General features: G+C 60.6%; 17 protein-coding genes and 1 tRNA gene. 10 read left to right on the forward strand and 8 right to left on the reverse strand.

What is annotated here, in order from left to right:
* Window positions 1-129 precede the first annotated feature (129 nt).
* Both K0F86_RS23480 and K0F86_RS23485 read right to left on the reverse strand, forming a co-directional pair.
* Window positions 130-555 carry a DUF6088 family protein gene (locus K0F86_RS23480; RefSeq protein WP_219136563.1) on the reverse strand — a complete coding sequence of 142 codons (426 nt, stop codon included), beginning with the start codon at window positions 553-555 and terminating at the stop codon, window positions 130-132.
* A gap of 434 nt (window positions 556-989) precedes the next feature.
* Window positions 990-3,257: a carboxy terminal-processing peptidase gene (locus K0F86_RS23485; RefSeq protein WP_219136564.1), complete on the reverse strand. Its 2,268-nt coding sequence runs from the start codon at window positions 3,255-3,257 to the stop codon at window positions 990-992.
* 520 nt (window positions 3,258-3,777) lie between these two features.
* Here K0F86_RS23485 and K0F86_RS23490 point away from each other — a divergent pair.
* The gene (locus K0F86_RS23490; protein ID WP_219136565.1) at window positions 3,778-5,748 is read left to right on the forward strand and encodes a Cache 3/Cache 2 fusion domain-containing protein; all 1,971 of its coding nucleotides are present in this window, start codon (window positions 3,778-3,780) and stop codon (window positions 5,746-5,748) included.
* Window positions 5,749-5,799: 51 nt separating this feature from the next.
* A complete protein-coding gene (locus tag K0F86_RS23495) occupies window positions 5,800-6,072 on the forward strand; it encodes a putative signal transducing protein (RefSeq protein WP_219136566.1) in 273 nt (90 codons plus the stop codon).
* 4 nt (window positions 6,073-6,076) lie between these two features.
* Here K0F86_RS23495 and K0F86_RS23500 read toward each other — a convergent pair whose 3' ends face one another.
* Together K0F86_RS23500 and K0F86_RS23505 are read right to left on the reverse strand one after the other, a co-directional pair.
* Complete coding sequence (locus K0F86_RS23500; protein ID WP_219136567.1) at window positions 6,077-7,873, reverse strand: CHC2 zinc finger domain-containing protein; 1,797 nt, start codon at window positions 7,871-7,873, stop codon at window positions 6,077-6,079.
* Between the two features lie 210 nt (window positions 7,874-8,083).
* Window positions 8,084-8,632 carry a thymidine kinase gene (locus K0F86_RS23505; protein ID WP_099763367.1) on the reverse strand — a complete coding sequence of 183 codons (549 nt, stop codon included), beginning with the start codon at window positions 8,630-8,632 and terminating at the stop codon, window positions 8,084-8,086.
* 306 nt (window positions 8,633-8,938) lie between these two features.
* Here K0F86_RS23505 and K0F86_RS23510 point away from each other — a divergent pair, with 306 nt between their 5' ends.
* Window positions 8,939-10,318, forward strand: coding sequence for a cystathionine beta-synthase (locus tag K0F86_RS23510; protein WP_219136568.1), 1,380 nt, complete (start codon window positions 8,939-8,941; stop codon window positions 10,316-10,318).
* Complete coding sequence (locus tag K0F86_RS23515; RefSeq protein WP_219136569.1) at window positions 10,315-11,496, forward strand: PLP-dependent aspartate aminotransferase family protein; 1,182 nt, start codon at window positions 10,315-10,317, stop codon at window positions 11,494-11,496. Before K0F86_RS23510 ends, K0F86_RS23515 begins: the two co-directional genes overlap by 4 nt.
* A gap of 103 nt (window positions 11,497-11,599) precedes the next feature.
* On the opposite strand, the gene K0F86_RS23520 is transcribed toward K0F86_RS23515, so the two are convergent.
* Window positions 11,600-13,813: a penicillin acylase family protein gene (locus K0F86_RS23520; RefSeq protein WP_219136570.1), complete on the reverse strand. Its 2,214-nt coding sequence runs from the start codon at window positions 13,811-13,813 to the stop codon at window positions 11,600-11,602.
* A 14-nt stretch (window positions 13,814-13,827) separates the two neighbouring features.
* A complete protein-coding gene (locus tag K0F86_RS23525; RefSeq protein WP_219136571.1) occupies window positions 13,828-14,667 on the reverse strand; it encodes a hypothetical protein in 840 nt (279 codons plus the stop codon).
* Between the two features lie 112 nt (window positions 14,668-14,779).
* Here K0F86_RS23525 and K0F86_RS23530 point away from each other — a divergent pair, with 112 nt between their 5' ends.
* The 4 genes from K0F86_RS23530 (at window position 14,780) to K0F86_RS23545 (ending at window position 18,213) form a co-directional block, all read left to right on the forward strand.
* Window positions 14,780-15,226, forward strand: coding sequence for a DUF2939 domain-containing protein (locus tag K0F86_RS23530; protein WP_219136572.1), 447 nt, complete (start codon window positions 14,780-14,782; stop codon window positions 15,224-15,226).
* A 125-nt stretch (window positions 15,227-15,351) separates the two neighbouring features.
* The gene (locus K0F86_RS23535) at window positions 15,352-15,855 is read left to right on the forward strand and encodes a DUF2939 domain-containing protein (protein ID WP_219136573.1); all 504 of its coding nucleotides are present in this window, start codon (window positions 15,352-15,354) and stop codon (window positions 15,853-15,855) included.
* Window positions 15,856-15,932: 77 nt separating this feature from the next.
* Window positions 15,933-16,145 (forward strand): hypothetical protein, encoded by a 213-nt coding sequence (locus K0F86_RS23540; RefSeq protein WP_219136574.1) that lies wholly within the window; start codon window positions 15,933-15,935, stop codon window positions 16,143-16,145.
* A gap of 337 nt (window positions 16,146-16,482) precedes the next feature.
* Complete coding sequence (locus K0F86_RS23545) at window positions 16,483-18,213, forward strand: methyl-accepting chemotaxis protein (RefSeq protein ID WP_219136575.1); 1,731 nt, start codon at window positions 16,483-16,485, stop codon at window positions 18,211-18,213.
* Window positions 18,214-18,218: 5 nt separating this feature from the next.
* Here the strand turns inward: K0F86_RS23545 and K0F86_RS23550 are convergent, their stop codons facing one another.
* Window positions 18,219-19,616: an HD-GYP domain-containing protein gene (locus K0F86_RS23550; protein WP_219136576.1), complete on the reverse strand. Its 1,398-nt coding sequence runs from the start codon at window positions 19,614-19,616 to the stop codon at window positions 18,219-18,221.
* A gap of 496 nt (window positions 19,617-20,112) precedes the next feature.
* Here K0F86_RS23550 and K0F86_RS23555 point away from each other — a divergent pair, with 496 nt between their 5' ends.
* Window positions 20,113-22,395, forward strand: a complete 2,283-nt coding sequence (locus K0F86_RS23555) for a TonB-dependent receptor (protein WP_219136587.1) — start codon at window positions 20,113-20,115, stop codon at window positions 22,393-22,395.
* A gap of 102 nt (window positions 22,396-22,497) precedes the next feature.
* A tRNA-Leu gene (locus K0F86_RS23560) sits at window positions 22,498-22,584 on the forward strand.
* 409 nt (window positions 22,585-22,993) lie between these two features.
* Here K0F86_RS23560 and K0F86_RS23565 read toward each other — a convergent pair.
* The gene (locus tag K0F86_RS23565; RefSeq protein WP_219136577.1) at window positions 22,994-23,161 is read right to left on the reverse strand and encodes a hypothetical protein; all 168 of its coding nucleotides are present in this window, start codon (window positions 23,159-23,161) and stop codon (window positions 22,994-22,996) included.
* Window positions 23,162-23,225 lie beyond the last annotated feature (64 nt).

Below are 23,225 nucleotides of genomic sequence, written 5' to 3' on the forward strand. Positions count from 1 at the left end.
TTGAGGTCGCTAAAATGGTCGTGCGAAACCTGGAGCTCGCTCAATCCTTTGAGAAGCTCGGTGATATGGATATCTTTTTCGGCGGTCTGAACCGGCAGGCCTCGAAGGAGACCCTCGGCAGCGAGGTCTTCAAGCGCCCGCTGTTGCTTTTCCGTAATCGTTCTCATAGACTACCGAGCGGCCTCCCACCGCAATTTTCCTGCGGATACGTCGACCACCCGTATTGGCAACGAAGACACCTGGAAGTTGGGTTGTTTTACCCGAATTATATGCAACAGCAGCCTTACTTGTGCGCACTGTTACCCCAAATTTTTTCAGCGCCTCAGTCGCCAACGTCTCAAGACTGCCGGCCGGGATGGTCGCCCCTGTAACCGAACTCTTACGTGTTTTGGCATAGACTCCAGTCCCGATCCGAACCAGCACGCCCTTAGCCTGCAACGATTTAAGTGCCTCGGTCACCTGTGATGCACTTCCCAAACGGGCTATTTCTGCTCGCAAAATCACATTGCCAGTACGCTGCTTCACGGACCGAAGCATACGCTCTTCAAGTTTCATCTTCGCTCCTGTCAAGGTTGCATATTAAAGACTATAGCAATCCCTCACCAATTGTCAAGACTAATCCTTATATAACAATGACTTACGTCGACACACATTACCGACTGCCGGGCAATGCCTGAAACAATTTCAAGGACATAAATTACCTGAGGGAATTACCGCAAATGTCTTAACCAAGTTGTCGCCATTGAAGTCGGAGGGCACCGTGAAGGGCAACATTTGATTGCCAACGGCTTATTAACACCGCCGGGGCAAAAAAAAGCCCGCTGCGAGAGCGGGCTGAATCTATTTTCTTGGAGGAGAATAGAGGAGACAAGTGCATTATGCTGCATCGCGGCATATCAATCCAATTGATTGTTGGAATGATAGAAATACGCCATACGGATAACTCTCCCTCGCCCCAAAGCAAAAGCTGGGGTCTGACCCCAAGTTCCTTACTTCGCTGCCGTCACTGGCGTCGCCTTGCCATCGGCGCCATACGGCAAGACCTTGGACGCCATGCGGGTATCGGCCTTGATCAGCGCCACTTCGTCGGCCAGGATGCGCGCCGCTTCGTTCAGCAGCACGTCCTTGGCGCTCTTGGCGGCCGTTTCGGCATCGAGTTCGGCGCTCAGGGCCCGCTCGTCGCCCTGCAAGCCGTCGTCGGTGCGCAAGGCGCCCTTCACGGCGGCGATCTGCTTGGCCGTCTTGCTGGCCGCTTTCGCGCCCTTCAGCACGTCTTTCGGATCAGGAATCACCACTAAATCGTCGGCAGGATTCGAAATTTGCGCGATCAGGCGCTTTTCACGGGCCTTGGCGCGCGCTTCCTGGGCATCGCGCTCCTTGCGGCGCACGGTTTCATTGAGCGAAATCTGGTTTTCCTTGCGCTGCTTGACGACCAGGGCTATGTCATCGAGCAAGTACTGGAAATCCTTGTCCTTGGCCACGCGCGCTTCATGCTTCTTGTCCAGCAGCGGCACGATTTCCTTCAGGTCGCCCGTCGGAATATACGACGCCGGCTTGATGGCCACCCATGGCAGGGCATTGTCATAGCTCGATTCGCCGAAGTTTTCCGTGTCCGACATGGCCGGCAGCTTGATGTCAGGGGTGACGCCGCGCAATTGCGTGGTGCCGCCATTGATGCGGAAGAATTGCGCGATGGTCATTTTCAGCTCGCCGAAACGGGCTTTCTCGCTGCCGCCGAAACGGTCGAGGTTGAACAGGGTTTGTACGGTCCCCTTGCCGAAGCTGCCTTCGCCGATGATCACGCCACGGCCGTAGTCCTGCACGGCGGCGGCGAAAATCTCGGAGGCCGATGCGGAGCCGCGGTTGATCAGCACGCCCATCGGACCATCCCAGGCCAGACCGGCATTCGTATCGCTTTCCACGTCGACCTTGCCTTCGGCATTGCGCTGCATCACGACCGGGCCCTTGTCGATGAACAGGCCCGTCAGTTCGACGGCTTCGTTCAGCGAACCGCCGCCGTTGTTGCGCAAATCGATCAGGACGTTGTCGACCTTGTCCTTCTTCAACTCGGCCAGCAAACGGCTGACGTCGCGCGTGGCGCTTTTAAAGTCTTTGTCGCCACGGCGACGCGCTTCGAAATCCTGGTAGAACGTTGGCAACGAAATGACGCCGATGCGGCGCTTGACGCCGTTCTCGCGCACTTCGATGACCGATTTCTTCGCCGCCTGCTCTTCCATGCTGATTTTCTTGCGCACCAGCGGCAAGACCACGTGCTTGGCATCGGGGCCGGCGTCGGCCGGCAGGATGTCGAGGCGCACCACGGAATCCTTGGCGCCGCGGATCAACTGCACCACGTCGTCGATGCGCATGCCCAGCACTTCGGTGATGGGGCCGCTTTCGCCCTGCCCCACGCCGACGATGCGGTCGCCCACTTTCAGCTTGCCCGACAAGCCGGCCGGGCTGCCCGGCACGACTTCGCGCACCACCGTGTATTCGTCGCGCGTCTGCAGCACGGCACCGATGCCTTCGAGCGACAGGCGCATGGCGATGTCGAAGTTATCCGAAGCGCGCGGGCCCAGGTAATTGGTGTGCGGCTCGATCGACATGGCGTACGAGTTCATGAAGATCTGGAACACGTCTTCGCTGTTGAGCTTGCGCGAACGGGTCGTGTAGCTTTCATAGCGCTTGTCCAGCGTTTCGCGGATGGCCTTGTCTTCCTTGCCCGCCAGTTTCAGGCGCAGCCAGTCGTTCTTGACACGCTTGCGCCACAGGTCGCGCACTTCTTCGTCGTTCTTCGGCCAGGCGGCCTTTTCGCGGTCGATCTGGTAGCTCTCGTCGGCGGCAAAGTCGAACTTGGTTTTGAGTAATTCACGCGCATACGCCATGCGCTCGTCGAAACGCTGCTGGTACAGGTTGTAGATGGCGAACGGCGCCGTCAGGTCTTCATTGATGATGGCGTCGTCCAGCCTGGTGCGCAGCGGGGCGAAACGGTCGATGTCGGCTTGCACGAAGAACAGTTTCTCCGCGTCCAGGGATTTGAAATAGCGGTCGAAGATTTTCTCCGACATGGCGTCGTCGAGCGGCATGGCCTTGTAATGGACGCGCGTCAAGACGCGCGATGCCCACAAGGCGGCCTGCGTTTGCTGGGCCAGCGGCTTCATGGTGAGCGGAGGAGCGGCGCTCTTGTCCGTCTGGGCTGCGCCAGCGTGGGCTGACAGGGCGAGCACCAGGGTGACCAGCATCATTTGCTTCTTCATCGGCTTCTCCGAAAATTAGTTGAATCAATTCCAGGCGGCGCAGCTATGCATGCGCCAGCCAGCAAGACAGTAAGGGGAATACACGACTGGTCTGCATATTATTCTACAGGATACGGCCCGGCAGTCTCCCATGGAAGATCAGTTTCTTCCTGGAAGCTTAAACGCGGATTAAAGGCCGCGTCTCATTCATTACAAACTGAAACATTCGTGACAAAAATCGCATCGCCCGTCAGCGCCGAATATCGACATGCTCCATTAAAATCAAAAAAGTCAATGGGCCGCTTTCGCAATCCTTGATGCGGATGATGTTTTTATGCGAAAAAATGATTCCTGCGGGAAACACTTAGTAACAAAGAGCAAGCAACATGTTATCATCGCGCCCTGAAATTTTGCTTGCACGCGCGCAGCTCCCAAGCGGGCACGCCTCCGCTTCAAGCGCATCCCCCACCAGATCCCCTCCCCATGTGTCATGTCATGACCAGGAATGGCCGAGCTGATTACCCTTTGCCTGACTCACACTATGCCTACAATTTCCCTCTCCCCCCGCCATTGGAGTGTCGGCGGCAAGATTACCGTCTTCACGTTTGCCCTGGTCAGCCTGATCCTCGCCAGCCTGACGACCTTGATCAGCATCCGCACCTCGACCGTACTGGAACAGCGCGCCGAAGCGGCCGTCACCAGCGAACTCAATAGCGTCATGACGACCACGCAAGTGTTCCATACGGCCATGGTCAACGAGGCGGCCAGCTTCGCCCGGCTGTTCGCGGCCGAATTTCCCGGCCCGTTCACGGTCGACACGGGCGCCATGGTGGCCGTGGCCGGCAAGGCCACGCCAGCGCTGGCCAACGGCGGCAAGGTGCTCAACCTCGACACGGCCGTGGTCGACCGCTACACGGCGCAAACGGGCGTGATCGCCACCATCTTTGCCGCCAATGGCGATGAATTCGTGCGCATCAGCACCTCGCTGAAAAAGCAGGATGGCGAACGCGCCATCGGCACCCAGCTCGACCACAACCACCCCAGCTATGCGCCGCTGCGCGCGGGCCAGCGCTTCGTCGGCATGGCCACCTTGTTTGGCAAGCAATACATCACCCAGTACGACCCCGTGCGCGATGCGGGCGGCAAGGTGGTGGGCGTGCTGTTCATCGGCCTCGATATCAGCAAGAATCTGGCCATGCTGAAAGAGAAGATTCGCCAGGTCAAGATCGGCCAGACGGGCTACATCTATATCGTCGACACGGCCCCCGGCGCCAATTACGGCCACCTGGTGCTGCACCCGAACAGCGAGGGCAAGAGCGCGCTCGAGTTCAAGGCCAGCGACGGCCGCCTGTTCATCCAGGAAATGCTGGCGCAGAAAGACGGCGCCATGCGCTACACCTGGACGGCGCCGGGCGAAACGAGTGCCAGCGCGCGCGAAAAACAGCTGTTTTACCGTCAATTCAAGGATTGGCAATGGATCATCGCGGGTGGCACGTTCACGGACGAGATCACCCTGGAAGCGCGCCAGTTGCGCAACCAGCTGGCCATTTCCGGCTTCATCGCCCTGCTCATCTTCGCCCTGCTGCTGTACTGGCTGGTGCGCACCCTCGTCTCGCGCCCGCTGGCCGCCGCCGAAACGGCCGCCGCGCAAATCGCCGCCGGCGACCTGACGGTGCACCTCGACACGAGCAGCCAGGACGAAATCGGCCGCCTGCTGCGCGCCATGAACCGCATCAGCGACAACCTGTCGCAAGTGGTCGGCAATGTGCGCGGCAGCGCCGGGCAGATCGCCACGGCGTCCGGTGAAATCGCCAGCGGCAACCTGGATTTATCGAGCCGCACGGAACAACAAGCCAGTTCGCTGGAAGAAACGGCCGCCTCGATGGAAGAACTGAGTTCCACCGTGCGCCAGAACGTCGATCACGCGCAGCAGGCAAGCCGGCTGGCGCGCGACTCATCGACCCTGGCAGCCGAAGGCGGCGCGGCCGTGGCGCAAGTGGCCAGCACCATGGACGCCATCCGCAGCTCATCTAGCAAGATCGCCGACATCATCGGCGTCATCGACGGCATCGCCTTCCAGACGAATATCCTGGCCTTGAACGCGGCCGTGGAAGCGGCCCGGGCCGGCGAGCAGGGACGCGGCTTCGCCGTCGTCGCCACCGAGGTGCGCACCCTGGCGCAGCGCTCGACGGCCGCCGCGAAAGACATCAAGGATCTGATCCAGGCGTCCGCCGGCACGGTGGATCTGGGCCACGCGCAAGTGAGCCAGGCCAGCGCCACCATGGACACCGTGGTGGCCAGCGTGCGGCAAGTGAGCACCATCATGGCCGAAATCGCGCAGGCCAGCGACGAGCAGCGCAGCGGCATCGAGCAAGTCAACCAGGCCATCGCCCAGATGGACCAGGTGACCCAGCAGAATGCGGCCCTGGTGGAAGAAGCGGCTGCGGCCGCCGACGCCCTGCAGGAGCAGGCGCATGAGCTGAACCAGGTGGTGGGCGTGTTCAAGCTGTAAGGTCATGCCTGGTGCTAAGATGGGGACGAACCCACCTTGCCAGGAGACACGATGCATGACGACTACGTTTTAATTGCCCGGCTGATGATCCCCACGGATGCGCACGTCATCCGCGGCTGCCTGGCCGCCGCCGGCATCGACGTGCTGCTGACGGACGACCAGCATATGCAGGCCGACATGCTGCTGGCGGCCGCCATCGGCGGCGCCCGCGTCATGGTGCGCGAACACGACGTGGCGCGCGCCAATGAAATCCTGGCCGCCTTCGAGCGGGGCGACCTGGCGCTGTCGGATGATGCGGACGTGGGAATGCCGGCGGTGGAGTAAGAGGCTAACTATCTGAAGCTCGTGATTGCATGGTGGCCAGCAGCTTGGTCTTTCTCAAAGCGATATTGCCTTTTCTGTGTACCACAGAAACTTCGTGTCGTTGATAAGGACCAGCCTTGGCTGCGCTGAGCCAGTTGAAAGAGCCTATGCATAACGCTGTGGCATCAACAACAACGATTTTACCGTGAATACGATTGACGAAATGAAGTTGTGCGCCAGCGGCCAAAAGTGCTGCTTCCGCACCATCATCGGAACGTTCTCCCGATGCATAAAGACGCCGACGTTCCCGGCTGAATTCGATGTCGGTAAATACTCTAATCCGGACACCCCGTGCTACCGCTGCGGCGATAATTCCGCAAAGATCAAATCGTCTTATCCCCGCATTGGTGATCCATGGTGAAACGATCAACACCTCTGTCCCGGCCGCAGCAATCACACTCTTCAGCCACTGATCATGCTCATCAACAGAATCCAGCAATTCGAGTTGATCAGCGACAAGTTCGCGCACTGCTTCATCAAGGAGTGCCTTCGTCTTTGGCGCGCTCATTGTCGCTAAAAGCGCATCAGCGTCACTTAACAGCTTGGCCTTCCCTTCAAGATCATCCAGTCGATATTTTGAGGCAAGTCCCTGCAGAAAAAATTCCGATAGCGGCAAGGCAGAATTCAGCATCAGCTGGAACAATTCGCGACCATCCTCCATTTGCAACAAGTCCCCTGGGCTTTGCTCATCTGGCAGGATAGCAAAACGTACCTGAACTGCATCCGTCAACATTGGCAGGACTATCTTCATCGTATTCCACGCCATATTGGCACCACGTTTTGTGCTAGGGAAGCAACAAACAATACAAGGCGTGCGCCGGAAGAGACGTGCTATATTTTCAGGCTTAAGCTTGCCAGCCTCAGCTGATGACACAACATTCTGAATGCCACCTTCATGCAGACGCAGCACATCCATACAGTCTTGCACAAGAACCACAAACCTCTTGGCATGCATGCTGCTGTTCGCTTGGCTGAGTCCGAACATGCTCTCCTTGGCCTCATGCAGATCCAGCGTGCCTGGCTTTTCCTTTACACCTTTTTTACTGCTCTTGTTCGGGCTTGTTGTTCGCAAATACTCTGGCACCTGAAATGCCAATGCCAGTCCAGCCAGACCTAGCACAGTATCCCGCGCGTTCATGGTGGGGAAAATCACCCGGTTACGCAGACGGTCATACACTTTTCCGCCGTGTTTACTGACGACGGCAAGGCCGGCCGCCGTGCAGCGTTCTTCATACCTGTCTTTGAACACCCCTTCAAGGTTTTGCCAGCCATCCGGGGCAAAACCAATTTTGAACCGCGCAGCGGTTTTACCTGATATTCCAGCTTTTTTAAGCATGGCGATTGCCTCAGGGGAAGTACGCAGCGATCTTTGGTAATAATCAAGTGCAATCTGCAGCGATTCAGCCACAGCTTCGCGCTTCGCTTTCATAACAGCCTGATCCGCTGCGCAAGGAGGTGGTTCTGCTCCCACTAACGCCGCAAGCATCTCCACTGCGACAGGAAAGCCAACGCCCCGATGCTGAATAAAAAAATTGATCACTGAGCCATGCGCATTGCAGACAAAGCAATGATAGGTGTTATTCTCGCGCGAAACCTTAAAACTCTTTGGACGAACCCCGCCATCTTCAGGATGATCTGTGCCATGAAAGGGACATATGCCATGATAATTGGATCCCGTTCTGGTCAGCTTGACCTCCGCACCAATGATCCCGACAATATCAGCTGCTGCCAGCAATTTTTCAATGTAAACTTTTGGAATCATGGGAAATTGAAATACGTATGCTCCAGATCACAGGCACTTTGACATTGAAATATCAAACAAGTTCTTACATCCCTTGGGAAAACTGTAGCGAGTAACGCCGATGATCGCCAAGCTGCGGGATACCCTGATAGATGGCAAGGCATCTGGCACCGATCCCGCCAGGGTAATTAGCATTATTTCCGCCTGCAAGAGGGCAGTGGCGAAATAGAATCAGGAATAGAAACAGCGCCCGCAGGCCTGGCGGTAGCTCTCGTTACCGCCAATACTGATCTGTTCACCTTCCTTGATGCGGTGGCCCTGCTCGTCCACGCGGATGTTCATCGTGGCCTTCTTGCCGCAGGTACAAATATTCTTCAATTCCTCGATATCGTCGGCCAGCGCCAGCAGATAGGCCGAGCCGGGGAACGGTTCACCCTTGAAATCCGTGCGCAAGCCATAGCAGATGACGGGCACGCCCTTCACTTGCGCCAGTTGGTGCAGTTGCTGCACCTGGGCCGTGCTGAGAAATTGCGCCTCATCGACCAGCAAACAGGCGACCTGGGGAATATCGTCGAGGAAATTCGTGTCGGCATGGAAGATATCGACCTGGCGCTGCGGGCCCAGGCGCGAGGTGACGCGGCCCACGCCGTAGCGGCTGTCGATGGCGGCCGTGTACAGGCGCACCTGCTGGCCCTGCTCTTCGTAGTTGTGCGCGACTTGCAACAAGGCCGTCGACTTGCCCGCGTTCATCGCGGAATACCGGAAATAAAGTTTTGCCACTGCCGCCTGCCCTGTCTGTCTGATTATTCTGGATACTGTTCAGCACCTTTTCGAGGCGTGATTATAAATCGCAATGGCGGGCTTGCGGCAGCTTAATACACGTGCCTTTGGCGCGGCAAGCGGACAAAAAACGGCGCATACTCGCATCGCGTACCTTGCCGCCGATATGCGCAGCGCGCATATGCAAGCATATAAACATTCGTTCGCCGCATTCGTCCACCCGCCTACACTGCGCGGCACGGAAGGCTGCTCGGGACACAATCCTGGGCGGCTGTTTCTCTGACAGGAGCCACCATGAATGATCGAATGCCATCCCCATCCCAGCCGCCAGCGCTATACAAGCTGATCGGCAATACCCCGCTGGTCGAAGTGACCAGGCTCGACACGGGCCTGTGCCAGCTGTTCCTGAAACTGGAATCGCAAAATCCCGGCGGCTCCATCAAGGACCGCATCGGCCTGTCCATCATCGAAGCGGCCGAAGCCGACGGCCGCCTGCAGCCGGGCGGCACCATCGTCGAGGCCACGGCAGGCAATACCGGCATCGGCCTGGCCCTGGTGGGCCGCATCAAGGGCTACCGCGTGATTCTCGTCGTGCCCGACAAGATGTCGACGGAAAAAGTGCTGCACCTGAAAGCCCTGGGCGCGGAAGTGCACACCACGCGCTCGGACGTGGGCCAGGGCCATCCCGAGTACTACCAGGATTACGCGGCACGCCTGGCACACGACCTGCCGGGCGCCTTCTTTGCCGACCAGTTCAACAATCCGGCCAATCCGCTGGCCCACGAAACGACGACGGCGCCCGAAATCTGGGAGCAAAGCGGGCATGACGTGGACGCCATCGTCGTCGGCGTCGGTTCGTCCGGCACCCTGACGGGCCTGACGCGCTACTTCCGCAAGGCGCAGCCCAAGCTCGAATTCGTGCTGGCCGACCCGCAAGGCTCCATCCTCACCGAATACATCGACACGGGCAAAGTGTCGGACACGAGCGGCTCGTGGGCCGTGGAAGGCATCGGCGAAGATTTTATTCCGGCTATCGCCGACATGGACAGCGTCACCAAAGCCTACACCATCACGGACCAGGAAAGCTTTGATTCCGCGCGCGCCCTCTTGCGCGCCGAAGGCATTCTCGGCGGCTCGTCGACCGGCACCTTGCTGGCCGCCGCCCTCAAATACTGCCGCGAACAGACGACGCCGAAGCGCGTCGTCACGTTTGTGTGCGACACGGGGACGCGCTACCTGTCGAAGGTCTACAACGACGGCTGGATGCGCGACCAGGGTCTGTTGCAGCGGGCACTCTCGGGCGACTTGCGCGACCTGATCGGGCGCCGCTACGACGAAGGCGACGTCGTCAGCGTGGCGCCGGGCGACACCCTGCTGACCGCCTTCAACCGCATGCGCGCCAGCGACCTGGCGCAGCTGCCCGTCATCGACGGCGGCCAACTGGTCGGCATTATCGACGAATCGGACTTGCTGCTGCACGTCTCCGGCGACGCCGCCCATTTCGCGGGCCTGGTGGGCGCCACCATGACGACGCAGATCGAAACGCTGGCGCCGTCGAGCGGCTTGCCCGCCCTGCGCGCCACGCTGGACCGGGGCTTGACGGCCGTCGTCGCCGACGATACCGCGTTTTACGGCCTGATCACCCGCTTCGACCTTCTCAACCACTTACGCAGGACACTATCTTGAGCCAAGAAACCACCCGCAAGAGCCACCTCGCCACGAGAGTCATCCACGCCGGCCAGTCGCCCGACCCGTCGACGGGTGCCATCATGCCGCCCATTTACGCCACCTCGACCTTTGTGCAGGAAAGCCCCGGCGTGCACAAGGGACTCGATTACGGCCGCTCGCACAATCCCACGCGCTGGGCGCTCGAACGCTGCGTGGCCGACCTGGAAGGCGGCAGCGCGGCGTTCGCGTTCGCCTCGGGCCTGGCCGCCATCTCGTCCGTACTGGAATTGCTGGACGCGGGCAGCCACATCGTCGCCGGCGACGACATGTACGGCGGTACCTACCGTTTATTCGAGCGCGTGCGCCGACGCTCGGCCGGCCACGAATTCACGTATGTCGATTTGACCAATCCCGAGAATCTGCTGGCCGCGCTGCGCCCGGAAACGAAGATGGTGTGGGTGGAAACGCCCACCAACCCCATGCTCAAATTGGCCGACCTGCGCGCGATCGCCGACATCTGCCGCGCGCGGGGCATCATCGCCGTGGCCGACAACACCTTCGCCAGCCCACTGGTGCAGCGTCCTCTGGAACACGGTTTCGACATCGTCGTCCATTCGACCACCAAGTATTTGAACGGCCACTCGGACATCATCGGCGGCATCGCCATCGTCGGCGCGGAAGAACGCCAGGCCGAATGGCGCGAGCAGTTGGGCTTTTTGCAAAACTCGGTGGGCGCGATTGCCGGCCCGTTCGACAGCTTCCTGGCCCTGCGTGGCATCAAGACGCTGGCGATCCGCATGCAGCGCCATTGCGAAAGCGCGCTGGCGCTGGCGCAGTGGCTGGAACAGCAGAAAGAAGTCAAACACGTGTTTTATCCGGGCCTCGCATCGCACCCGCAGCACGCGCTGGCGCAGCGCCAGATGGACGGTTTCGGCGGCATCATCTCGATCGACCTCGATACCGACCTGGCGGGCGCGCGCCGCTTCCTGGAGCGCTGCGAAGTATTTGCTTTGGCCGAAAGCCTGGGCGGGGTGGAAAGCCTGATCGAGCACCCGGCCCTGATGACGCATGCCAGCATCCCGCCCGAACAGCGGGCCAGGCTGGGCATCGGCGACGGCTTGATCCGCCTGTCGGTGGGGATCGAAGACATCGAAGACCTGCGCCATGACTTGCGCACGGCGCTCGATGCGATTTGAGGTAGTGATTTGTCGGATTACGCTCCGCTAATCCGACCTACGGTATGCCGAGGGCGGTAGGTCGGATTAGCCCGCAAGGGCGTAATCCGACACACCACAAACTTCATTCCCCCGGCCGGTATCTGCGCTCCAGGTGCCGTTCCACCTGCTCGGGATAAAACAGCACGTCCTTGAATTCGCCGCGCGCATACATGGCCGCCTGGTCCTGGAAGTGCGGCGACTTCGGGTCGCCGCTCTGACCGCCCGCGAGGATGCTTTTCGCCCTGATGCGGGGGCCGAATTCCACGGCCGCCACGAAGCTGTTGCCGCGCTCGCCATAGATCCGTCGCGTAGTACTCTTGCCGCTCTGGCCATACGCGGCCAGCGCGCCCCAGTTGCCCGACGCGTAAGGCACGGGCAAGCTGGCTTGCGCATCGTCAAACGGTTGCACCACGTCGCCCGTCAGGCGCTGGAAGCGGTTGATCTCGCCCCACGGCGTTTGCCAGTGGCCGAAATCGCGCTGCAATTTATCCACCGCCGTCGCCAGCGCGGCCAGCCGCTGCGCCGCCGTGACCTTGTCCGTCGCCAGAAAATCGACCACGGGCACGCCCTGTTCCCTCGCCTGCTTGCCCGCCAGTTCGGCCAGTTCCTGGCCCCAGAACACGGCCAGCGAGGTGGCGGTGGACGTCAGCGAGTAGCGCCAGTCCCACGCCCGCAGCAGCGCGATCTTGTCGGCCAGCGCCAGCTGTTGCGCGTCGCCGACCGGCAGCGCATCGTAGGCTGCGAACAGCGGCGGCAGCAAGGTTTCGAAGGCCGTCAGTTCGCTGTCGCAGGACGCGGCGATCAGGCTGTCCAGGGTAAAACCCGTCCTGTTCTGGAAGACCTTGACAGCGTGCAGGCCGCGCGCGTTTTCACCATACACGGACATGTACGCGGGATAGTCCTGCTGGCGCGGGCTGTTGGCACCGGCCGCCGAATACGGCCAGTTATTCGTGTTCTGTATCCAGCCATTCTTCGGATTGAACAGGGTGATGGTTTGCGCCACCGTGTGCAGCCCTTTCCATTCCGTGGCCGGGTCGCTGCCGTCGACAGGCTGCTTCCAGTTGAAGCGCGGATCGCGCACGGGGATGAAATTGCCGTGGAAATAGGCGATATTGCCGTCCGCATCCGCATATACCGTGTTGTTCGACGAATTCGTGCGCAGTTCCATGGTCTTGTAAAACGCCGCGTAATCGCGTGCCTTGGTGCGCGTGTACGATTGCGTGAGCGCCTTCAACGGCTCATGCATCAGGCGCACGGCCACCCATTTACCATCCTGCGCGCGCACAATGGGGCCGTGGTGGCTGGAATACACGGTGATGGTTTTCGAGCCCATGGCGCCGTTCGCCAGCTTGTAGGGCACGGTAAGCGGCACGGCTTTCAGGGGCCGCAGGCCGCCGTCATAGCGGTAGAACCATGCGCCATCGTGGTCGACGATGCTTTCCAGGTATTCGTCGATGACGTCGCCGCCACCCGAGGTATGCATCCAGCCCAGGCGCTCGTTAAAACCCTGGTAGACGAAAAACTGGCCCCAGGTGACGGCGCCATACGCGTTCAGGCCTTCGCCGCTGGTGACCTGCACTTCGGGGCGGAAGTAGAACGAGGTGTGCGGATTGATCATCAGCAGCGCATGGCCATTTTTCGTGATGGCGGGCGCGATGGCGAAGCCGTTCGAGCCGCTCGGTTCGGGGTCCAATCCGGACGCCAACCCGGTTTCCACGCTGGCCAGCGCCACAGGTGCGGCTTGCAGCCCATAAAACGCTTCGAGCTGCGCCAGGTTGATCGATTCGATATCGCCGCCGATGCTGCCCTCGCTGAAACTGAGGGCCATCCACGGCTCGAAATGCGCGATCAGCCGCGGTTTCACCTGCGGGTGCGTGGCCAGGTAAAAATTGAGGCCGTCGGCAAACGCATCCATCAGCTTGCGCAGCCACGGCGGGCTGGCGCGGTACTGCGCCTGCAGCTCGGCCGGATCGATGAAAAGCTTCATGCGCAGGTCGCGGTACAGCTCCCGCTCGCCCTCCACTTCCGCCAGCCGCCCCATGGCGTTGATGTAATTGAGTTCCACGCGGGGGAAATCGTCCTCGGCCTGCGCATACATCAGGCCGAAGACGGCATCGGCATCCGTCTTGCCCGTCACATGGGGAATGCCCCAGGTGTCGCGCGCGATGCTGACATTGGCGGCCTGCGCCTGCCAGCGGGCCATGTCCGTGACGGAAACGGCGGGCGCCGCCAGCACGGGAGGTACGGCAACGGCGCCGCAGGCGATGGCGGCGAACAGGGCACGGCGAACTGGCATGCAATACTCCAGGGTCAGGATGCGTCGATTAAAGCGGCGATGCGCTGGTTCAACTCCACATTTTCCGCCTGCAGCTGCGCCACCTTTTGTTTCAGGCTGGCGATCTCGCCGCGCAGGCGCTCCGCTTCGGACGGCGCCTGGGCAGCGTTCTCGGCCCACGGTTCGTTGCCCGTTTCCGGCGTATCCTGCGACACGTGGGGTGCCTTCGGCTCGCGCGGCGTGCGCGTGGCGGCGCGCTGTTCGCGGATTTCCTTGGCCGCCTGGCGTAATAATTTCTTGCCGCCGGCGACAGCCGCCACCTGCTCTTCCTGCGGCAAGGACGCCACGGTGGCCGCCGCATTGATCGAGATCGTGCCCGAACGGACGGCTTCCACCAGCTCCGGCGAGGCCGCTTTCTGGATTTTCTCGATCTGGCTGATCTGGTTGCTGCTCAGGCGCGCCGCCTTGGCCACCTCTTCGCGCGTGCTCATGGGGGGCTTCGGCGCGTTTTCGCCGTCCGGCGCGTCAGCCGCGCTGACGGGCGCCGGGCTGCGCGCGGCGACGATTTCCTTCTTGCGCAAGGCCAGCACGCCGCGCTGGAAGTCCGACACGCTGCGGCGCGCCAGGTGATTGTCGATCATCCACAGCATGACGTCGTCGAACGACGTAAAGCTGGTGTTCTGGATGGTCTTGAATTCGATGCCGTGCTGGCGGCAGATGGCGTAGCGGTTATGCCCGTCGATCAGCACGTCGTTCCACAGCACCAGCGCATCGCGGCAGCCTTCGGCCAGCAGGCTGCGCTCGAGCGCCGCGTACTCGCTGGCGGTGAGCGGGTCGATATACGACTGCAGCACCTGATTGATAATGATATTCATGGTTGTCCTCAATATTGCGGCGCGATGGTCCGCGCCGGCACGAATGCTACACCATCCATTGCCCCTGGCCGGGTAAAATCACGGCGGCACAGCTCATACAAAAACACGGACCATGAAAAGAAAGTACGCCACCGCGATCATTTTTAGCGTTGCCGCCATCGGCTTCACCTGGGTCAGCCCCTATATCGCCATGTACCGCATCAGCATCGCGGCAAAATCCGTGCGCCTGGAAAACCTGGCGCAGCAGGCCGACCTGCCCGCCGTGCGCGCCAGCGTGGCGCGCCAGCTGCGGGCGGCCGGCGAAACGGCCGGCGAAGACGATTTCAAGGAAATGCTCGACACCATCGTCTCGCCGCCCGGCATCACGGTGTTGATCCTGCACGGCAAGCAAGGGGCGGATGGCAAGCGCCACGACTTCGGCATGGCGTACCGCTCGTGGAACGAAGTGGTGCTGCGGCGCAGTGGCGCCGGCCCCGCCGCCAGCCAGTTTTTGCTGCGCCGGCATGGCATCTGGGACTGGAAACTGACGGACATTACCTTGCCGCCAGAATTACTCTGACGAAACTTGATCTAAAACAACACTTACCTAAACCGCCATATTGATTTTTGGAAATATTATGTAGAATGCTAACACTTCAGGCGCACCGGGTCGCCAGGCATCCGAGAGATTGCACGATGAAAAGAATGTTGCTTCTCGCTCTAGTGGCACTGGTCGCGCTGGCCGGCGCCTTCTATGGCAGCCCATATTTCACCATGAACAAGATCCGTACGGCAACCATGGATGAGGATACCCAGGCCCTGGCTGCGCAAATCGACCTGGCGCGGCTGCGCGGCAGCCTGGGGCAGCAACTGCATGCCCTGTTCTCGGCACCGGAAGTGGCCGACGACATCAGCCCCGACGTCATCGACCCCTTGCTCGATACCATGCTGATGCCTGAAGGCATCGTTGCCTTGATGAAGCTCAATGACCGCTACGAAAAGCCGATCGCCAAGGTCAGCGACATCAGCGGCCGCAAGCGCAATGCCAAGCCCGATTACAAGCTGCGCTACACCTCGTGGGACAAGGTCGTGGTGCAGCGCGCCCATAGCAAAAGTCATATCGGCGAACTGACCCTGACGCGCGACGGCCTGTGGCGCTGGAAACTGGTATCGGTGGCGCTGCCCAAGAATCTGCTGGCCGACGCGTAACACTCCGGCCGTCGTATCGGCAAACAGCGGCTGGGCGACACTGCTATCATCGGGTTTTGATTTCCATCGGAGGCAGCATGTCAGACCTGGTACAACACGCACTGGCCCACGCGGGCAAACCGGCCACCACGCCCTGGGTGGTGACCCTGGTCAGCGGTGAAAAACTCACCGGTCCCATTTCCCCGCTCAGCGACGGCTGCTACGCCATCGGCCTGGGGCAAATCAAGTACTTTGCCAGCGACAAGGTCGCCTGCCTGAATGTGTCGGGCGCGGGCGCGTTCCCCATCTGATCATGGACCGCCAGGGCCAACAACCTTCAAGCCCTTGGCCGCTTGACCGTCTCGCCGGCCAGTGCCCCCGGCATTGGCCTCCGTGCTAAATAGTTGTTTTTGGGCACGCAAAATCTGATTGATTTACGAAAATTTGTGTGCCACAATGATTTCAACAAATAAAACAAATACCGAATTTTATTATTGAAATTGGTTTTTACATGGCACGATCCTCACACCACGAATCCGTGTTCTGGATAGAGAAGCACTGCGTAGGGCATGGCCCGTTGCCAGGCAACATCCTGGCCCCACGCAAGCACCCTTTCTAATCTTTATCACGTATTCTGGGAGAGGCATCATGAATAACTTAACTGTTCGCGCCCAACTGACCCTGGCATTCGGCCTGCTGGTCTTTTTCCTCATCGGCATCTCGGTACTGTCCGTGCGGAGTCTGTCCAACTTCAACGCCGGCTTTGAGCAGTATGTCAACGGCATCATGGCGCGCGCCAATACGGCGCACCGCGTGCGTGACGCGATCGACATGCGTGCCGTGGCGGCCAGGAACCTGGTGCTCGTCACCAAGCCGGAAGACATGGAAATCGAACGCCAACACGTGTTGCAGGCGCAGGCCGATGTCGTCAAGAACATGCAGCGCCTGCTGGAGCTGGCACAGAAGCCCGGTGTATCGGACGAGGTGCGCGTCATCATCAACAAGATCGACAGCATCGAAAAACGCTATGCTCCCGTGGCGCTGTCCATCGTCGACCTGGCCCTGCAAAAGAAAAACGAGCAAGCCATCGTCAAGATGAACGAGGAATGCCGTCCGCTGCTGGCCGCCCTCGTTGCCGCCAGCGATGAATATTTCGCGCTGACGGACCAGCGTTCCGCCCTCATCCTGCAGGAAGATAACGAACGCTATATCAGCAACCGGAATATCCTCATCGGCGCCAGCTTGCTGTCCATCGTGCTGGCGGCCCTGGCGGGCTGGCTCATCACGCGTCACTTGCTCAAGGCGCTGGGCGCCGAACCGCGTCAGCTGTGCGACGCCGTCAGCCTGCTCGCCGGCGGCGACCTGACAGGAAAACTCAGCGTCGCAGCGAACGATACGGCCAGCGTGCTGTCGGCGCTGCAACGCATGCAAGTGTCGCTGACCTCGGTAGTCTCATCCGTCCGCCAGGATTCCGACACGGTGTCCCTTGCCGCCGCGGAGATTTCCACCGGTAATAACGATCTTTCCATGCGCACGGAACAACAAGCCAGTTCACTGGAAGAAACCGCTTCCTCAATGGAAGAGCTCACCAGCACCGTGCGCAAGAATGCGGACAATGCCCGCGAAGCCAATGTGCTGGCCACGACCGCATCGGACGTCGCCAGCAAGGGCGGCGCCGTGGTGGGGCAAGTGATGGGCACCATGGACCTGATCAGCGAATCGTCGCGCAAGATTGTCGACATCATCAGCGTCATCGACGGCATCGCCTTCCAGACCAATATCCTGGCCCTGAATGCCGCCGTGGAGGCGGCGCGGGCCGGTGAACAGGGCCGCGGTTTCGCCGTCGTGGCGACCGAGGTGCGTGGCCTGGCCCAGCGCAGCGCCAGCGCGGCCAAGGAAATCAAGGCGCTGATCGACGATTCCGTCAGCCGCGTCGATGCGGGATCGAGGCTGGCGGCGCAGGCGGGCACGACGATGTCCGAGGTGGTCGCCAGCGTCGCCCGCGTCAGCCATATCATCGCCGAGATCACGATGGCCAGCCAGGAGCAGTCCGCCGGTATCGAGCAGATCAATCAGGCGGTGACGCAGATGGACAGCGTCACGCAGCAAAATGCGTCGCTGGTGGAAGAAGCGGCGGCGGCGGCCGAATCGCTGCGCGACCAGGCCAGCCACCTGGTGCAAACCGTGAGCATCTTCAAGACGCACGACAGCCAGGTGGCGGCACCCGCACGCACGACGGCGCCAGCACGCGCCAGCACAAAACCGCTGCGCCTGGTACCGGCGGCGGCCAGCAGCACCGTCAAGCGCCAGGCCGCGCCGGCAAAACCCCGTGCGGCGCAAGCGCAAGCCGTAACGGCCGGCGATTGGGAAGAGTTTTAAGCAGATCACGCCGTCAGGCACTCGTTCTCCGGCTGCGCGAGATCGGGCAAGCCGGCCAGCGCCAGTTTCAAGGCGGCAAAACACTGCGCGTCGATGGCTGTGCCCACGGTCTCGGCCATGATCTCGAGCGCTTTCGGAATGGGAATTGGCCCCCGATATGGCCGGTCGGCCGTGATGGCGTCGAAAATATCGGCCGTGGTGATAATGCGCGTTTCCAGGCTGATGTCGTCGGCAGTCAAGCCGCGCGGATAGCCCTTGCCATCGAGCCGCTCATGGTGCGCAGCGGCCACGACAGCCAGTTCGGCAAACGCATCGATGCGTGACAGAATCGTTTCCGTATAGTGTGCGTGCTGCTGCACGGCCAGCCACTCATCCGCGTCGAGTTTGCCGGCCTTGTCCAGCACGCTATTGCTGACGCCAAGTTTCCCGACGTCATGCAGCAAGGCACCCCGCTTGAGCCAGCGACGCCGCTCCGGCGTCACGCCCAAGGTTTCGGCGATCATGTCCGCATACAAGGCTACCCGGGCGCTGTGCCCGCTCGTGTACGGGCTTTTCGAATCGACCACCTGACCGAACGCGGCAGCGATGTCGTCGAGATAGTCCTCATCCACCGGCACAGCACGGTTGGCCGGCTCCAGCGCCGCCACGGCAGCCGTCAGGTCCTGCGACCGCAACATGGACCAGAAGGCGGCCGACTGCGCAATCCGCTCGAACGCCTGCACCAGTTGCGGGTCAAACCAGCTGCCCGCGCGCAGGCGTACCTCGGCCTGGGCGGCGCGCGCGCCATCGGCCGTATGAAACACGTCGATCACCTGTGCCAGCAGTGCAATGCGCGAAAACAAGGGAATCGCCTGCCCTGCCAGTTTGTCCGGCTTGCCCTGGCCATTGTAGTGTTCGTCGAGGCTGTAGATGCCCTGTGCCACGGATTCCGGAAAGCGCAGCAGGCGCGCGATGTCGGCGCCGCGCTGGCAGCGCGTGGCGATCAGCTCCTGCGCGATGTGCGCGCCGTCGCGCAAGATCGTCATCACGGCGCGGAAGCGCTCGGCCAGGCCCGCCTTCAGGCCCGTGTGCTTGAGGACGAATTTGAGCACTTGCGGCAGGCTGTCGCCCACCGTCTTGAAGCCCTGTTTGAAAGACAGATCGTCCGTCAGGTAGAGCTCGCAGATGCGCGCCGCATTGCTGCTGCAGCCCAGGTCCTTGAGCAGCAGCGTGTAATACAGATTCCACAGGTCTTCATCCGCCATGCCCAGTTCGCGTCCCACGTGCATGCCGATCCAGCAGCAGCGGATGCAATGGCCTTCTGGCTGCCCCTCCGTGATGTCCAGGGCCTGGCTCAGGGCGGCGATCAGTTCGGAAAGCCGGATGCCGTCAGCGGGCGGCGCACTTGCGGAGAAGATTAACATGGCAGAAATATAAGTTTCTAATTTGCAATAAATTATATTCTACGCGAGATCTTGCCTGTAGATACCTTGTGGCGAAACCATTGTCCGTGCACGCGCCGCACCCGGCAACTGGCAGGCAAGATGTCATCCCATGATGTGGCAACACAACAACATCGCATGGCAGAAGAAAAAAGGGGAACTGTCGTATTTTCCGCACTGCACACTGAGCGCTGGCACGCCATGGCACCGGCATGTTTGCGCTGGCGCAGGGAACAATTTCGCTGGCCAAGTCGTCCTTTGCGCTGGCACAAGCCTGTCGGCACCCCACTATGCACCCGCCAGATATTGACGACAAATACGATTTTATTCACGTATTGAGTCGAAACGCATATAAATAGTCTTGCCTGGAAAATGGCATGAATACCAAAACTTTCCGTGCTAGCATGATTTTTCGTCTAGCGGACTTGCGCCTGCCTGGACCTTTCGAACAACCTTAACCGACAGGAGCCGTTTCATGATGACACCGCATGCCAGCACACACGCCAGCACCATACGCCACAGCCTGATTGCCCTGGCGATCACTGCCGCCTTTCCCCTGCAGGCAATGGCGCAGGACAGCGTCCCGGCGCCGGCCGCACCAGCGGCACAGGCCGGTCCTGGCCAGCTGGAAACGGTAATCGTGACGGCACAGCGGCGCGCGGAAAACATCAAGGACGTACCCATGTCCATCGCCACCCTGAAAGGCGACAAGCTCGACACCCTGACGGCCGGCGGCGCCGACATCCGCTTCCTCAACAGCCGCTCGCCCAGCGTCTCCGTCGAATCGGATTACGGCCGCACCTTTCCCCGCTTCTACATTCGCGGCCTGGGCAATACCGATTTCGACCTGAACGCCTCGCAGCCAGTGGGCCTGGTGATGGACGACGTGGTGCAGGAAAACGCCATGCTGAAAGGCTTTCCCGTGTTCGACGTCGATCAGGTCGAGGTGCTGCGCGGCCCGCAAGGCACCTTGTTCGGCCGTAACTCGCCGGCCGGCGTGATCAAATTCGATTCCGCCAAACCCGTCTTCAAGACGGAAGGCTACCTGAGCGGCGGCTTCGGCAAGGATGGCATGAAGAACCTGGAAGGCGCCTTCAACGTGCCCGTCAGCGATACGGTCGCCCTGCGCTTTTCCGGCCAGACGCAGCGCCGCGACGACCGCGTGCACAACCCGCGTCCCACCGGCACGCGCGACTTCGAAGGCTATGAAGACAGCGCCGCCCGCCTGCAGGTGCTGGTCAAGCCCACGCGCGACTTCACGGCCCTGTTCAACGTGCACGCGCGCAACCTCGATGGCACGGCGACGCTGTTTCGCGCCAACATCCTGAAACAGGGCACCAACGACCTGGTCGACAATTTCGATTATGGCTCCTACCCTACCGATGGCATCAACCGCCAGCACCTGAAAACCAAGGGTGGCAGCATGCGCCTGAAATGGGACTTGCCTGGCGTCACCCTGCATTCGATCACCGGCTACGAAAAACTCGATTTCTTCAGCCGCGCCGACGTCGACGGCGGCTATGGCGCCGTGTACGCGCCGCCGATGGGCCCCGGCTTCATTCCTTTCGTCGTGGAAACAGCCGACGTGATTCCCAACCACAAGCAGATTTCGCAGGAATTCCGCGCCGAATCGAGCGCCAAGGGCCCGCTGCAATGGATAGGCGGCCTGTTCTACTTCAAGGAAGACATCCAGATCGACAGCATCAGCTTTGACAGCCTGGCCCCCGGCAATCCGCAAAACAGCGCCTACGCCACGCAAAACCAGAGCTCGAAGTCGTACGCGGCCTTCGGCTCGCTCAACTACACGGTCTCGGACGCCCTGAAACTGCGCGCCGGCCTGCGCTACACGAGCGACAAGAAGGATTTCTCGGCCAAGCGCGTGGAAGCGACCACGGCCGGCCCGTTCAACTTGCATGACACCTCGCACAACGTCAGCTGGGACCTGAGCGGCACCTATGTGCTGACGCCGGAAACGAACGCCTACGCGCGCATCGCCACCGGCTACCGCGCGCCATCGATGCAAGGCCGCCTGAACGGCCTGGCCGACCGCCCCTCGCAGGCCGGCGCCGAAAAAGTGCTGTCGGTGGAAGCGGGCATCAAGCAAGACCTGTTCGACAAGCGCGCGCGCCTGAGCCTGGCCGTATTCCAGTACCGCGTGAAAGACAAGCAATTGACGGCCGGCAGCGGCGTGGTCAACATGAACCGCCTGCTCAATGCCGAGAAGGCCACCGGCCAGGGCGTGGAGCTGGACTTCCAGGCGAACCTCAGCGACTCGCTCAGCATGACCCTGGGCGGCAGCTACAACCACACGGAGATCCAGGACAAAAAGCTGTACGTGCAAAGCTGCGGCAACGCCCAGAACACCCCGGCCAGCGGCTGCACCGTCACCGACCCCGTCGGCCCCTTCGTGGGCACGGCCTACATCGACGGCAACCCGCTGCCGCGCGCGCCCGAATGGCAAACCAACTTCACCTTGAAATACAGCATCCCCCTCGCCAATGGCGAGTTCTACGCCTACACGGACTGGGCCTACCGCACCAGCTACAACTTCTTCCTGTACGAAGCGAAGGAATACAAGGCCAAGGAATTGCTGGAAGGCGGCTTGCGCGTCGGCTACAAATGGGACCGCTACGAACTCTCCGCGTACGGCCGCAACATCACCAACCAGGTCCAGGCACTGGGCGCCATCGAATTCAACAACCTGACGGGCATCGTCAACGAGCCGCGCACGTATGGGGTGCAGTTCAAGGCGACGTTTTGACGGCAGGTAGATAAAACCAGGCTATCCGGTGCAAACCGGACCGCCTGGCTCAGGCACAAGATGGCGTGATGCGCATCACCTGTGCTAGAATCTCGCCGCGCTGCCCGGATGGTGAAACTGGTAGACACTGGAGACTTAAAATCTCCCGCCTGTAAGGGCGTGCCGGTTCGATTCCGGCTCCGGGCACCAGCGCACAGAATTTGGAAACATCAAAAAAGCCATCAACCCAAGGGATTAGTGGCTTTTTTTACGTCCCGACATTTCTCCTGATCCAGATTAAAGCCGAGAATAACCGGTAGCGACTACGCCGGATTTGCGCCCACGCTCTGCGGTACCGCAGCACGCTGGCGGCGGGGCCGGTGGCACGGGCCGGCGCTCGATACGAGCTGGTGGAGCGTATGGCGGGCAGTTGGGCGCAAGCATACCAGCTCGGGTAACTGGGGCATGGCGAAAGCGGCACAATCGCTTGGCATGCCTGCTCGCGAACGGAGAATCTGACGGAAATACACCATGCCCAGATATGGCATTGGTTAAACGCCTTGCTTCGCCATTGATGTCCGCTATAGTGCAACATTTACGTCACTGGGTATCGTTGTTGTTAGGTATAGGGAGGATTCATACGTTTGATAGCAGCACCAAGCGCATTCTGCTGCTCTACCGCCTTTAGCGCTTTCTTGACGGTGTCGTGGTTGTCCAACGCCTTCTTGACGGCATTGTGCTCTTCCATCGCTTTCTTGACGATATTTTGGTCGTCCATTGCCTTCATGACAGTGATCTTGCCCCCGTATAACCGGACACAGCCAATCGTTTAGTTAGCGCCGCTTTCCTGA

Source organism: Janthinobacterium sp. UMAB-60, from assembly GCF_900095235.1.
GTDB lineage: Bacteria > Pseudomonadota > Gammaproteobacteria > Burkholderiales > Burkholderiaceae_D > Janthinobacterium.